Annotated in this window: 16 protein-coding genes and 3 tRNA genes; 17 read left to right on the forward strand and 2 right to left on the reverse strand. The window is 29.8% G+C overall.

The window, feature by feature from the left end; genetic code table 11:
* The first annotated feature begins 39 nt into the window (after window positions 1-39).
* From HMPREF2578_RS10565 to HMPREF2578_RS10575, 3 genes are all read left to right on the forward strand, one after another.
* A tRNA-Cys gene (locus HMPREF2578_RS10565) sits at window positions 40-113 on the forward strand.
* Window positions 114-121: 8 nt separating this feature from the next.
* Window positions 122-195, forward strand: a tRNA-Gly gene (locus tag HMPREF2578_RS10570).
* Window positions 196-414: 219 nt separating this feature from the next.
* A tRNA-Leu gene (locus HMPREF2578_RS10575) sits at window positions 415-498 on the forward strand.
* Between the two features lie 114 nt (window positions 499-612).
* On the opposite strand, the gene HMPREF2578_RS11465 is transcribed toward HMPREF2578_RS10575, so the two are convergent.
* Window positions 613-711 carry a hypothetical protein gene (locus HMPREF2578_RS11465; protein ID WP_353626971.1) on the reverse strand — a complete coding sequence of 33 codons (99 nt, stop codon included), beginning with the start codon at window positions 709-711 and terminating at the stop codon, window positions 613-615.
* Between HMPREF2578_RS11465 and HMPREF2578_RS10580 the strand changes: the two genes are divergently transcribed.
* From HMPREF2578_RS10580 to fumC, 9 genes are all read left to right on the forward strand, one after another.
* Window positions 680-1,696: a PTS sugar transporter subunit IIC gene (locus HMPREF2578_RS10580; protein WP_353626972.1), complete on the forward strand. Its 1,017-nt coding sequence runs from the start codon at window positions 680-682 to the stop codon at window positions 1,694-1,696. The two genes, HMPREF2578_RS11465 and HMPREF2578_RS10580, sit on opposite strands and share 32 nt — an antisense overlap.
* A gap of 120 nt (window positions 1,697-1,816) precedes the next feature.
* On the forward strand, window positions 1,817-3,259 hold the full coding sequence (locus HMPREF2578_RS10585; protein WP_070508479.1) for an ABC transporter substrate-binding protein/permease: 1,443 nt from the start codon (window positions 1,817-1,819) through the stop codon (window positions 3,257-3,259).
* Entirely contained in the window at window positions 3,252-3,974 is a 723-nt protein-coding gene (locus tag HMPREF2578_RS10590) for an amino acid ABC transporter ATP-binding protein (protein WP_017176403.1), read from the forward strand. Before HMPREF2578_RS10585 ends, HMPREF2578_RS10590 begins: the two co-directional genes overlap by 8 nt.
* Window positions 3,975-4,235: 261 nt before the next feature.
* Entirely contained in the window at window positions 4,236-5,357 is a 1,122-nt protein-coding gene (gene queG / locus HMPREF2578_RS10595; RefSeq protein WP_017176402.1) for a tRNA epoxyqueuosine(34) reductase QueG, read from the forward strand.
* Between the two features lie 2 nt (window positions 5,358-5,359).
* Window positions 5,360-5,830, forward strand: a complete 471-nt coding sequence (gene trmL / locus HMPREF2578_RS10600; protein ID WP_017176401.1) for a tRNA (uridine(34)/cytosine(34)/5-carboxymethylaminomethyluridine(34)-2'-O)-methyltransferase TrmL — start codon at window positions 5,360-5,362, stop codon at window positions 5,828-5,830.
* Window positions 5,831-5,989: 159 nt separating this feature from the next.
* Entirely contained in the window at window positions 5,990-6,589 is a 600-nt protein-coding gene (locus HMPREF2578_RS10605; RefSeq protein ID WP_017176400.1) for a 6-phosphogluconolactonase, read from the forward strand.
* A 22-nt stretch (window positions 6,590-6,611) separates the two neighbouring features.
* Window positions 6,612-6,785, forward strand: coding sequence for an SAS053 family DNA gyrase inhibitor (locus HMPREF2578_RS11095; RefSeq protein ID WP_249339582.1), 174 nt, complete (start codon window positions 6,612-6,614; stop codon window positions 6,783-6,785).
* A 110-nt stretch (window positions 6,786-6,895) separates the two neighbouring features.
* On the forward strand, window positions 6,896-7,288 hold the full coding sequence (locus HMPREF2578_RS10610; protein ID WP_017176398.1) for a hypothetical protein: 393 nt from the start codon (window positions 6,896-6,898) through the stop codon (window positions 7,286-7,288).
* 139 nt (window positions 7,289-7,427) lie between these two features.
* Entirely contained in the window at window positions 7,428-8,813 is a 1,386-nt protein-coding gene (gene fumC / locus HMPREF2578_RS10615) for a class II fumarate hydratase (RefSeq protein WP_017176397.1), read from the forward strand.
* A 78-nt stretch (window positions 8,814-8,891) separates the two neighbouring features.
* Here the strand turns inward: fumC and HMPREF2578_RS10620 are convergent, their stop codons facing one another.
* Window positions 8,892-9,716 (reverse strand): RluA family pseudouridine synthase, encoded by an 825-nt coding sequence (locus HMPREF2578_RS10620; protein ID WP_017176396.1) that lies wholly within the window; start codon window positions 9,714-9,716, stop codon window positions 8,892-8,894.
* Window positions 9,717-9,853: 137 nt separating this feature from the next.
* On the opposite strand from HMPREF2578_RS10620, the gene HMPREF2578_RS10625 reads away from it, so the two are divergent.
* The 5 genes from HMPREF2578_RS10625 (at window position 9,854) to HMPREF2578_RS10645 (ending at window position 14,082) form a co-directional block, all read left to right on the forward strand.
* Entirely contained in the window at window positions 9,854-10,963 is a 1,110-nt protein-coding gene (locus tag HMPREF2578_RS10625; RefSeq protein WP_017176395.1) for a GAF domain-containing sensor histidine kinase, read from the forward strand.
* Between the two features lie 14 nt (window positions 10,964-10,977).
* Window positions 10,978-11,601, forward strand: a complete 624-nt coding sequence (locus HMPREF2578_RS10630) for a response regulator (protein ID WP_017176394.1) — start codon at window positions 10,978-10,980, stop codon at window positions 11,599-11,601.
* Between the two features lie 249 nt (window positions 11,602-11,850).
* Window positions 11,851-12,315: an XRE family transcriptional regulator XdrA gene (locus HMPREF2578_RS10635; protein ID WP_002449642.1), complete on the forward strand. Its 465-nt coding sequence runs from the start codon at window positions 11,851-11,853 to the stop codon at window positions 12,313-12,315.
* A gap of 220 nt (window positions 12,316-12,535) precedes the next feature.
* Window positions 12,536-13,666 carry a DUF445 domain-containing protein gene (locus tag HMPREF2578_RS10640; RefSeq protein WP_017176393.1) on the forward strand — a complete coding sequence of 377 codons (1,131 nt, stop codon included), beginning with the start codon at window positions 12,536-12,538 and terminating at the stop codon, window positions 13,664-13,666.
* 71 nt (window positions 13,667-13,737) lie between these two features.
* Entirely contained in the window at window positions 13,738-14,082 is a 345-nt protein-coding gene (locus HMPREF2578_RS10645; protein ID WP_017176392.1) for a YlbF/YmcA family competence regulator, read from the forward strand.
* Window positions 14,083-14,202 lie beyond the last annotated feature (120 nt).

A 14,202-nucleotide genomic window follows, 5' to 3' on the forward strand; every position in this document is an offset into this window, starting at 1 on the left:
GTCACGCGCTGGTTCGAATCCAGCTAGCCCAGTTTTTTTGGCGGCATAGCCAAGTGGTAAGGCAGAGGTCTGCAAAACCTTTATCACCGGTTCAAATCCGGTTGCCGCCTCCATGTGCTATGCGGGAGTAGTTCAATTTTAGAACACATTCCTTCCCGGAATGAGATATAGGTGTAAGTCCTATCTTCCGCTCCATAATTTGATACAATGCGGGAGTATTTCAACTTTTAGAATATGTTCCTTCCCGGAACAAGATATAGGTGCAAGTCCTATCTTCCGCTCCATAATTTGATATAATGCGGGAGTATTTCAACTTTTAGAATATGTTCCTTCCCGGAACAAGATATAGGTGCAAGTCCTATCTTCCGCTCCATAATTGCTTCCATAGGGAAGTTTTTTATTTATATATATTAAGCCGGCGTGGCGGAATTGGCAGACGCGCGGGACTCAAAATCCCGTTCCTTTATTGGAGTGTCGGTTCGACCCCGACCGCCGGTATGTAATGGATTTAAAAGGATTAAGTAGAACACTCTACTTAATCCTTTTTTATTTGATATTTTTTTAACTACTTATTTTATATTGTATAAAATGAGATAATATAATATTATATAGCTAATATTTAAAAATGGAGGCTATTATGAGTAGAACTAGAATAAACTTAAAATATTTTTTTAGTAATATTCTTAATGCAGTTGGTGCAGGAGTAGTTATTGCATTACTTCCAAATGCACTTTTAGGAGAACTACTAAAATTATTTAAAGATCAACATCCAATATTAGAGCTTGTTTTTCAATTAGTGACAATTATTCAATCATTTATGGCATTTATTATTGGAATACTGGCAGCACATCAATTCAAATTTAGTGGTGCGGGTGCTAGTATGATAGGTATATCAGCAATGTTGGGCTCTGGAGCTATACAAATGAATGCCAATGGTATTGCATTAAAAGGAATTGGCGATATTATAAACGTAATTTTAGTTATTATTATCGCATGTGCTTTATATTTATTATTACAAGGAAAATTTGGTTCTTTAGAAATGATTATTTTACCTGTATTTATTCCAGTAGTCAGCGGATTAATTGGATTAACGACTTTGCCATATATACAAATTATCACAAAAAGTTTAGGACATGTGATTAATTCATTTACTGAATTTAATCCTTTAATCATGTCTATCTTAATAAGTGTGACATTTTCACTACTAATGGTTACGCCAATTTCTCTAGTTGCTATTGCTACAGCTATTAGTTTAAATGGGTTAGGTAGTGGTGCTGCTAACATGGGAATTGTTGCTGCATGCGTTACTTTTTTCTTTGGTTCTTTACGTGTCAATTCAGTTGGTGTCAATTTAGTTTTGTTTATTGGCGCTGCGAAGATGATGATTCCTGTTTATTTAAAACATTTAATCATTGCAATACCATTAACCATTAATGGTATTATTTCCGGTTTGTTAACATACTTCATTGGAATAAAAGGAACACCATTATCAGCTGGATTTGGTTATACAGGATTAGTTGGTCCAATTAATGCGTTTAATAGAATGCCGGGTGATTCAACATTTAATATTCTTCTATTAGCATTAGGTTATTTTATTGTTCCATTCATTAGTGCTTTTATTATTCATGAATTATGCAAAAAGTTTATACCATCATATAATGATAATATTTATAGATTTGAAATCACTCACCAATAATATTATTTTAAAGGTATTTAAGCATCTATAGTAATGTAGATGCTTTTTTTATTCGAATTTTTTATTGCATATTAATACTTTATTGTGTATAATAATTAAAAAGTTATAGGAGGTTGCTATATGAAATATATTTTTAAAACAATGATCATAGCAATCTTAATTAGTTTGACCTTTATAAATATAGAACCTATGGCTCACGCTGATCAAGATGCAAAATGGGAAAAAATTAAGGAAAGTGGAGAATTAAGGGTAGGATTATCAGCTGATTATGCACCATTTGAATTTGAAAAGACTGTAAAAGGTAAGAGTGAATACGCAGGTATAGATATCGATTTAGCTAAAAAAATTGCTAAAGATAATCACTTAAAATTAAAAATTGTGAATATGCAATTTGATAGTTTACTCGGTGCATTAAAAACGGGAAAAATTGATGTTATTATTTCTGGTATGACTTCAACACCAGAAAGAAAGAAAGAAGTTGATTTCTCAGATTCTTATACTAAAACGGGCAATGTAATGCTTATTAGAAAAAGCGATAAAAATAAATTTCATACATTAAAAGACTTTTCTAATAAAAAAGTTGCAGCACAAAAAGGGACTGAACAAGAAAAAATTGCGCAACAAGAAATAGAGAATGCAGACATTAGTTCATTAAATCGTCTACCAGATGCTATTCTTGCAGTTAAAAGTAATAAGGTAGAAGGGTTGGTAATAGAAAAACCTGTTGCTGAAGCATATGTAAAACAAAATAACAGCTTAATGATAGCTAATGTGAATTTTAATGAAGAAAAGAAAGATAATGTCATAGCTGTGCCAAAAAATTCACCTATTCTTTTAGCGAATGTCAATAAATCTATTAAGGAAGTCAATGACCAACATTTAATTAGCAAATACATGGACAAAGCTTCTAAAGATATGCAAGACGATAGTAGCTTTTTTGATAAGTATGGTGCATTTTTTATCAAAGGACTTAAAAATACAATTTTAATATCAATGATTGGTGTAGTATTAGGAGCTTTAATTGCTTTAGCTAAATTGAGTAAGTTTAAATTGCTTTCATGGATTGCCTCTATTTACATAGAATTTTTAAGAGGAACACCGATGTTAGTTCAAGTATTTTTAGTTTTCTTTGGAACGACAGCTGTTCTAGGTTTAGACGTTTCAGCATTAGTATGTGGTACTATCGCACTAGTTATTAATTCTTCTGCTTATATTGCAGAAATATTTAGAGCTGGAATTAATGCTGTTGATAAAGGGCAAACAGAGGCAGCGCAATGTTTAGGATTAAATTATTCTAAAACAATGAGATATATCATTTTACCCCAAGCAATTAAAAATATTTTACCAGCGTTAGGTAATGAATTTGTAACACTAATTAAAGAATCATCTATTGTTTCTACTATAGGAGTAGGAGAAATTATGTTTAACGCTCAGGTTGTACAAGGTATTTCATTTGATCCTTTTACACCGTTAATTATCGCTGCGATAATGTACTTTGTTTTAACATTTACATTATCTAGAGGTATGAGTTTAATCGAAGGGAGAATGAAAGCCAGTGATTAAAGTTCAAAATTTAAATAAATCATTTAATAAAAATGAAGTACTCAAAGATATAAATTTAGAAATTAATAAAGGAGAAGTTGTAGCAATTATAGGACCATCAGGAAGTGGTAAAAGTACATTATTAAGATGTATGAATTTATTAGAAACACCATCAAATGGAAAAGTGATTTTTGAAGGAAAAGAATTAACACATAAAAATATAAATTTAAGTGAATTACGTCAAAAAATGGGAATGGTATTTCAAAATTTCAATTTATTTCCTCACAAAACAGTATTAGAAAATGTCATTTTAGCACCTAAGTTGTTAAAAAAAGTTGATTTAAAAAAACTAGAAATTGAAGGTAAAGCACTTCTAAAAAAAGTAGGACTTGAAGAGAAAGTTAACGCATATCCTTCTCAACTCTCTGGCGGACAAAAACAAAGGGTAGCAATAGCAAGAGCTTTAGCTATGCATCCTGATGTCATATTATTTGATGAGCCAACATCAGCACTTGATCCTGAAGTTGTTTATGAAGTACTTAAAGTTATGAAAGATTTAGCTAAAGAGGGTATGACAATGGTGGTTGTAACTCATGAAATGGGTTTTGCTAAAGATGTTGGTGATAAAGTAATATTTATGGCAGATGGATATGTCGTTGAAAGTGAAACACCTGATCAATTATTTAATCATCCCAAACATGAAAGAACTAAAAACTTTTTGGCGAAAGTATTATAGCATGTTGTATATGAAGACTGATAAAACATTTATAAGGTTTTATATCTAAAAAGTAATAAAAGTTAATTAAGAAAAGAAGATAGAATTTATTCTGAATTATAAATATAGACTTTCTTTATAACATTCTCAAAGTTAAAGAATCTGAGATACTTTAAAGTATATCTCAGATTCTTTTTTATTTATAAAAATATTTAATATCATAAAAAATTAAGATTATGTTAAAATGTTCTATGGACTTTTTTATAGGAGGCAAGAGTGTTGATGAACCATCAACTTAAACAGGAAATCATTGACTATGCGTATTCCATTGGTATAGATAGTATTGGTTTTACTACTGCTGATCCTTTCGATGAACTGAAACAAAAGTTAGTAGATTATCATGAAAAAGGTTATGCATCAGGTTTTGAAGAATCAGATATTGCGTTACGAACAGAACCTAAATTATCTTTACCCACAGCGCGTTCTATTATAGCTATTGCTGTTGGTTATCCAAATAAGCTAAAGGGAGCGCCAAAAAGTGTAAAAGGCGATAGAAGAGGAATGTTTGCGAGAGCCTCTTGGGGTCAAGATTATCATTCAATTATGAAAAAAAGATTAGACAAATTAAGTGAATTTATTCAATCTAAGGTTCCTGATGTCGAAATAAAAAGCATGGTTGACACTGGAGTACTTTCAGATCGCGCTGTAGCTGAAAGAGCAGGATTAGGATTCGTTGGTAGAAATGGATTTGTTATTAATCCAAAACTAGGAACTTGGACATATTTAGGAGAAATGTTAGTTAGTATTCCTTTTGAACCGGATGATCCTATATTAGACAGTTGTGGAGATTGTACAATTTGTGTAGATAGATGTCCAACGGGTGCTTTAGTAGGGAATGGTCAACTGAATTCTCAAAAATGTATCAGCTTTTTAACTCAAACTAAAGGATATTTAAAAGATGAGTATCGATATAAAATTGGTAATCGTCTTTATGGTTGTGATACTTGTCAACAAGTTTGTCCGAAAAATAGAGGCATTAATACAACTCACGAAGATATTATTTTAGAACCAGAAATATTAAAGCCACGTTTAGTTCCATTGTTACAAATGAGTAATAAAGAATTTAAAAATACTTATGGTCATTTGGCAGGAGCATGGAGAGGTAAGAAACCTATACAGCGGAATGCAATTATTGCACTTGCACATTTTGGTGAAGAAGCGGCTATTCCTGAATTAAAGGAAGTGGCATTGAATGATCCAAGACCCATGATAAGAGGAACAGCATATTGGGCTATTGGCCAAATACTAGGCGATGATGCAAGAACATTTATTTATGAGCATTTTGATAATGAGATTGAAGAAGTTCAAGTTGAAATGAGAAAAGGACTAGAAATGAGGAAATAAAAATGACAAACCATATTGTGTTATTCCAACCAGAAATACCTGCAAACACTGGGAATATTGCACGTACATGCGCAGGTACCAATACACACTTGCATTTAATTAAACCATTAGGCTTTAGTACAGATGACAAGATGCTAAAACGAGCTGGATTAGATTATTGGGAACATGTTAATATCACTTATCATGAAAACATTGAATCATTTTTCGAAGTGACAAATGGTAAATATTATTTACTTACTAAATTTGGTAAACAAACTTATAGTGATTTTGATTTTTCAAATACTGAAGTAGAAAATTATTTTATCTTTGGTAGAGAAACTACAGGTTTACCAGATTGGGTAAAAGAGAAATATGCAGATACTGCTTTAAGAATTCCTATGAGTGATCATATTCGTTCTTTAAATTTATCTAATACTGCTGCTTTATTGATTTATGAAGCATTACGACAACAAAACTTCCCAGGATTAAAGTAGAATTTAAAATTAATTACTATAATAGAATAAAAAATGTTATATTTATTAATGAATTATTATAAAAATTTTAAAATAGTTTGATATCCCCTTAAATAGGGTAATTTAGTAAATAAATGAATTATTTTAGTTGAACTTTACATTTAGAGGAGTGTAATTATTATGGCAATGAATTTTAAAGTATTCGAAGATAAACAACATGCAGCAGACTATGCTGGAGATATTATTAGAAAACAATTTAACAATAACCCAACTACCATTGCTGGTTTCCATTTAAACAAGGATTCTGCACCTGTATTAGATGAATTAAAAAAATCAGTTGATCGTAACGCTGTAGATTTTAGTCAAATTAATATTCTTGACTATGACGATAATCATTCGTTCTATGAAGCTTTAGGTGTACCTTCTGAGCAAGTATATTCTATTAGTCTTGATGATGATGCTGAATCATTAATCAATGATAGAATTAAAACAAAAGAAAATAAAGGAAAACTTACTTTACAAGTTGTTTCAATTGATAACTCTGGACATTTAGATGTTAATATTCGTCAAGGTTTGATGAAGGCACGCGAAATTATCTTAGTTGTAACTGGTGCTGAAAAAAGTGAAGTTATCAAACGATTATATGAAGAAAATGGTAAATCAAACTTTTTACCTGCTGATTTAAAAGTACATCGTATGGTAACAGTTGTTTTAGACAGAGCTGCTGCTGATGGATTACCAGAAGACGTTAAAGAATACTTCACAGCGAGATTTGCATAATATTTAATTTTATTGTGAGGTTATTTTTATGAGTAAAGATAGTAAACGTAATTATCATGAAGACGAAAATGCAATGGTTCAAAATATGGATGATTTAGAAGCATTAGGAAAAGAAATGGAACAGATTTCTGAAGAAAATGATGAAGATAAATATAATCAAACACATGATTCAGAAGCGCGTTCAGATTTAAATTAATATATTTTAGCATTTTAATTAATTGTTTCGATAGATTAATTAAAATGCTTTTTTTATGAAATACAACTTATGATACAATATATTTTAATGAAAATGAAGGAGATAAAAATATGTTACATAAGTATTGGCTACCTTTAACAATTATTACAATCATTGTTAGTTTAATTTCTATTAAAGGTTTTCCCATTGCTCTAGGAGCACTCTATCTACCAGTGTTATTTAAAGTGATTCAATTACAATTGAATTTATCAAAGGATTTAATAGATAATGCAACTGCTCATCCATTCATTAAGAGTAATCAAAAAGGAATTATGATTAGTGTTATATGTATATTAATTGTAACAGGAATCTTGGCATATACACTTAATGATTTTTATCGAAGTTTAGGTGGGGTTTTAGGTATGTTAGTAAAGATAAGTCCTGTTACGCTTGTCATAAGCGCTATTTTGTATATAATAAGTGCTATTTCAGTTGTAAAAGCAGTAAAATATAAATATGAATAAGATTTATTCTTAAACACGTGAAGTAATACAACTTCATGTGTTTTATTTTTTATAAATGAAACCGCTTTATATTCGAATTGCTACATTAATTTTATTAATGATATACTATTACTAAATCATAAATAAGGGGGATTATTGAATGTCTGTAAGAATTGAACATGATACGTTTGGTGAAATTGAAGTACCATCTGATAAATATTGGGGCGCACAAACTGAAAGAAGTAAGCGTAACTTTCCAGTAGGTAAAGAACATATGCCTATTGAGGTGATTTATGGTTTTGCTCAGTTAAAAAGAGGTGCCGCGCTTGCTAATCATGAATTAGGAAAATTAAGTGATACTAAGAAAGATGCTATCATTTATGCTTGTGATTTAATTTTAAAAGGAGAACTTGATGGTCATTTTCCTTTAGTTGTATGGCAAACGGGAAGCGGTACTCAAAGTAATATGAATGTGAATGAAGTCGTAAGTTATGTAGCTAATGAGTACTTAAAAGAACATAATAGCGATGAATCGATTCATCCCAATGATGATGTTAATAAATCTCAAAGTTCGAATGATACATTCCCTACAGCTATGCATGTTGCTTTATACCATGAAATTGAAACGAAATTAGAACCTGCTTTAAAACATTTACGAGACACATTTAAAGAAAAAGAAAACCAATATCAATCAATTATTAAAATTGGTAGAACTCACTTACAAGATGCTACTCCAATTCGATTAGGACAAGAAATTAGTGGATGGCGTTATATGCTAGATAAATGTGAACAATTATTAGCTGAATCTAAACAACATATTTTAAATTTAGCTATTGGTGGAACAGCAGTTGGAACAGGAATTAATGCACATCCAGAATTTGGAGATAAAGTAGCTAAATATATCTCAGAACATACAGGCTATGCATTTGTTTCATCTGAAAATAAATTTCATGCTTTAACCTCACATGATGAAGTGGTGCAACTTCATGGAACACTAAAAGCATTGGCAGCAGACTTAATGAAAATAGCAAATGATATAAGATGGCTTGCTTCAGGACCTAGAGCCGGACTTGCGGAAATCTCAATTCCAGAAAATGAACCAGGTTCATCAATTATGCCAGGTAAAGTTAATCCAACACAATGTGAAATGCTAACAATGGTTGCAGTACAAGTGATAGGAAATGATACGACAGTAGGTATAGCGAGTTCTCAAGGTAATTTTGAACTTAATGTATTTAAACCTGTGATTCTTCATAATACATTGCAATCTATTTACTTATTAGCTGATGGAATGGAAACATTTAACAAAAATTGTGCTATAGGTATTGAACCAATTGAAGAAAATATCAATCATTATTTAAATCAATCATTAATGCTTGTAACTGCACTAAATCCTCATATTGGATATGAAAAAGCAGCTCAAATAGCTAAAAAAGCTCATAATGAAGGTTTAACACTTAAAGAATCAGCAATTAATTCTGGCTACGTTACAGAAGAACAATTCGAGGAATGGATTAAACCAGAAGATATGGTCGATCCTCATTAAAATAACATTATCAATTGAAATGCTCCTTTTAAAGATAATGCTTTGATCTGCGTTATCTAAAAGGAGCATTTTAAAAATTTATTCATCATCTAAACTTACAGAAATCAATTCTTGAGTAAGTGGGTGAGTGAATTCAATCTTATAACTATTCAATTCTAATTGACGTAAGGTAGCATCTCCATATAATGGATCACCTATGACAGGATGACCAATTTCTGCTAAATGTACACGTATTTGATGGGTACGTCCTGTATCTAATTTTATTTCCAATTGACAAATGCCTTCTTTAATCATTTTTGATGTTAAGATATGAGTGATAGCTCGTTGTCCGGTATTAGAAATACGACGCTTATTGGGATGAAATTTATCTTTACCGATTGGCATATCAATTGTTTGTGGTTTTAGAGGTAGTAATGCTTTTACATTGGCACGATAAATACGTGTAATTTGATTCTCTTCAAGCATTCTATCTAGTATTTTTTTCATTAAAGGATTTTTAGCAACAATTAATAATCCCACAGTTTCTTGGTCTAGACGATGAATCGGTTCAACGTAGTCGCTATCCATAGTATAGATAACATGGTTCATTAGTGTATTGCTTTCTTTTAAATCATTTGGATGAGTTTTAACCCCTTTAGGTTTCATTACAATAGCTAAATCGTTATCTTCATATGTAATCTGTGCGTAACGATAACTTGGTAAATAATTACTTTTTTCTTCAGGGATAGGAATATAAACAACATCATTTGTGACAACTTTATCTGTCAATTTACTAGGTTGTTGATTAATCGTGATATCTTTAGACATATTTAATTGGTGTAAGTCTTTTTTTGGTAGTTTTAACTTTTGAAAAATTTCACGTAACGTATAATTATTGAAAGTTTCAGGTACATTGAATTTCATAATATCCTCCTATAATATTCTGTTTAATCATATCATAATTTACAATGATAATTATAATTGTTTTCATTAGTCTATTTTTAAATTTTAAAAATAAACGATATAATAATAAACGCAAAATAACAAAATGGGGCGAAAATATGGAAAAACCGACACGTTTAGCATTATTAAAAGAAATTGCAGAATATCTTAATGAAGAAACTGAATTATATAATATGATGAATAAAGTATTAGATTATTTAATCAATGGTAGCAGTTTTACAACAGGTTGGATTTTTTTAATCAATAAAAAAGGTGAACAAGAACTTGTAGCTAGCACTGATTTACCTCATTCATTAAAAAATAATAATTGTAAGTATTTAAATAATGGTACGTGTTGGTGTGTCAATGCTTATCATCATAAAAATTTAACAAAAGCATCTAATATTATAAATTGTTCAAGAATCAATTTAGCTAATCAAGAAAGTGAAAAAGATGATTATCTTATTACGCATCATGCGACAGTACCACTTAGATCAGGAGATGAACAGTATGGATTATTAAATGTCGCGACACCTCATACTGTAGTATATAGTCAAGACGATTTAGAGTTACTAGAATCAGTAGCTTTACAAATAGGTTCTGCAATTAAACGTATATACTTAACAGACCAAGAAAAAGAAGCAGCACGAATAAGTGAACGAAATCGACTAGCGCGTGATTTACATGATTCAGTTAACCAAATGCTTTTTTCATTAAAACTAACAGCTCATGCTGCACATGATATCACAGAGGATAAAACAGCTAAAAAAGCATTTAAGATGATTGAAGATACAAGTCAAAACGCAGTAAATGAAATGCGTGCGTTAATTTGGCAACTTAAGCCAATTGGTTTAGAACATGGGTTAGTGAATGCGATTCAACATTATGCGAATATGTTAGATTTAAAATTAAACATCGAAGTAAGAGGATTGATTAAATTATCCAATTTAGTTGAAGAAAATGTGTACCGAATGCTTCAAGAAGCTTTAAATAATACGAAGAAACATGCACAAACGAATCAAGTATCTATTAACATGCAACAAAATGAACATCAATTATATATTAAAATTTATGATGATGGAAAAGGATTTAATGTGAGTGATGACTTAAATCAAACGACGCATGGTCTAAAAAATATCAAGCAACGTATTCATAGTTTAGACGGAGAATTTAACATACAATCAGATAAACAAATGGGGACAACTATTTATCTTAATATTCCAATTTAAAGTAGGTGATAAATTTGGCAAGTATCGTTTTAATCGATGATCATCACATTGTTAGACAAGGACTAGAATTTCTAATTTCAACAGTTGAGGGTTTAGATATACAAGCAAGTTTTTCTGATGGTGACGCATTTATTAAATATTTAAATGAGAATAATATGCCTGATTTAGTATTATTAGATTTAGTTATGCCTAAAATGAATGGTATCGAAGTGACGCATTATATAAAAAAATATTACCCATACATAAAAGTGTTAGTGCTTACAAGTTATGTGGATGATGAATATGTTATGTCTGCCATTAATGAAGGTGCTGATGGTTATGAAATTAAAGATGTTGAACCACAAAAGCTGATTGCTACTATTACTAAAGTATTAAATAATGAGAAAATAATACATCCAAAAGCTAAAAATGTAATTGATGCAATGCATGAAAAACCACACTTTAATAATAAATTATCTAAAAGAGAGATGGAAGTATTAAAAGAGATGGTGAAAGGTAAGACAAATAAAGACATTGCAAAAAGTTTATTTGTATCTGAGAAAACAGTTAAAACACATGTCAGTCATATATTTAATAAATTACAAGTTTCAGATCGAACACAAGCTGCTATATATGCTATTGAAAATAAATTAATATAAATTGAATAGATCTATTAAAAATAAAAACGGTAATTTTAAAATATGATAATGATAGACAAATGACTTGTTTTATTAGTTTAATTATTTTGATAATTTTGCCATTTATAAAATTATACGTAAAAACAAAAATTTCTCTTTTCATTTTATTGAAAATATATTAAGATGTAATTTGTGTTTCAAGAAATGTGTATTATTGCAATTTCTTGCGTCCGGATAAAATAACTCCTATTAGAAAGGTAGAGAAGAGTAATGGATAGACAGAGTTTTACAGATTTAATTCAAACAAAATTTAAAATGGTGCGTATTGAAGCAGGATACACACAAGATACTATGGCACAAACAATAGGTCTTTCTAAAAAAACACTTGTTCAAATCGAAAAAGAACGTGTATTACCAAATTGGACAACTTGTGTATCAATTTGTGCTTTATTTAGAGATTCAGATGTTTTAAATAACACATTTGGTTGCGATCCATTAGAAATTGTACAAACAATTTCAAGAAACCATTGTGCATATCCTAATCATTCTACAACAAGTGATATTTATTGGAATACAATGGAAACGCGTAATGGATTTATTTTACAAAGTAATAAAGTAAGTAATATCTACAGAGTGCTTAATCCTGAAAAACAACCTATTTTTGGAACATCTAAATTAAGAGAAGCAGAAACTTACTTTAATAGAAATGCTAAAGAAGAATTAATGCACGTTTAATTTTAATATAAATAAGATATAGTGATAGAAGAGTTGACCTTCAACTGAATCACTATTTTCAATTAATAATGAATTCACTGTAATTTTGCGATGAATTCATTATTTTTTTATTTCAAAAATTTGTAAATATAAATGTACGTTGAACTATTAAGTTATGCAGTTTACATTTGTCATGGTATAATTTTGCTATTGCTTATATAAAAATTAAGGAGTTATTTAAATGCAAGCAGTATTAGTAGTCATCTTTATGATAGTAATAGGAGCAATCATTGGTGGTGTCACGAATGTTATAGCTATTAGAATGTTGTTTCATCCCTATAAAGCTCATTATATATTTAATATGCGAATTCCATTTACACCTGGTTTAATACCTAAAAGAAGAGATGAAATAGCTACAAAGATAGGGCAAGTGATTGAAGAACATCTCATTACAGAAACTTTGATTCACAACAAACTAAATGAAACGAAAACTAAAGAAACAATTAATGAATTAGTTAAGGAGCAAATAGCGAAATTAAAAAGTGATCAAGCTACAATTCGTTACTTTGCTGAGAAGTTTGATGTTAAAATAGATTACTTAGTCAATGAGAAATTAGAAGATACAATTTCACAAAAGCTATTAGCTTTTTATAATGAACATCGAAATGAAGAAGTGATTAAGTTACTACCAAAAGAAACTAAGCGAATGATTGATAAGAAAGTCGAGCCATTAGGAGATTTATTATGCGAAAGAGCTCGTGTTTATCTGTCATCTGATAAAGGCGCTCGTGATATTTATGACATGCTCGATACATTTTTTAATGAAAAAGGTAAAATCGTTGGATTACTACAAATGTTTATGACAAAAGAAAGTATTGCAGATAGAATCCAACATGAATTGATTCGTTTAACCAATCATCCTAAAGCAAAACGTATTGTAAACCAAGTGATTGATAATGAATATGAGACGCTGAAACGACAATCACTTAAGAAAATCATTGATGAGGCTCAATTTTCAAAACTATCAGACTCAGTTACATTACTTATTACTTCATATTTAAATTTAAATGAAAAAATAGATAAACCACTTAATCAACTATCACCAAGATTAATGCAATATTTAGAGACAACGTTATCAGATAAAGTTACACAACTTATTATTAGTCAAGCATCCAAACATCTCTCAACGATAATGCAAAAAATTAATCTACGTAAACTAGTAGAAGATCAAATCAATACATTTGATTTAGATTACATTGAAAAGTTGATTATTGAAATTGCTAATAAAGAATTAAAATTAATTACCTTATTAGGATTTATTTTAGGTGGTATGATTGGTCTTTTCCAAGGTTTAATCGCAATTTTTGTATAACTAATCATAATATGTTATGGTATTAAAGAGTTGTCAAAATATCATTATTACACGAAGGAGTGCAATTTAAAATGGCAGTAAATTTATATGATTATGCAAATCAACTAGAACAAGCATTAAGAGATAGTGATGAATACAAAGCTATTAAAGATGCTTTTGCTAAAGTTAAAGAAAATGAAGAATCTAAAAAATTATTCGATGAGTTCCGTGAAACTCAAATGAATTTCCAACAAAAACAAATGCAAGGTCAAGAAATTCCTGAAGAAGAATTAGCTAAAGCTCAAGAACAAGCTCAAGCTATTGAAAAAGATGAAAATATTTCACAATTAATGCAAGCAGAACAAAAAATGAGTCAAGTTTTCCAAGAAATTAATCAAATTATTGTAAAACCTTTAGACGAAATTTACGTTGACTAATTAATAATTTAAGTAATGGACACTACGCGATTTTTTCATAAAATCGCGTAGTTTTTTTATGTCAAAGTTCATCGACCCATATTCATAAGATATGGTAAAATATAGTAATACATAAAGATA

It is taken from the genome of Staphylococcus sp. HMSC072H03, from assembly GCF_001809305.1.
Lineage (GTDB): Bacteria > Bacillota > Bacilli > Staphylococcales > Staphylococcaceae > Staphylococcus > Staphylococcus hominis.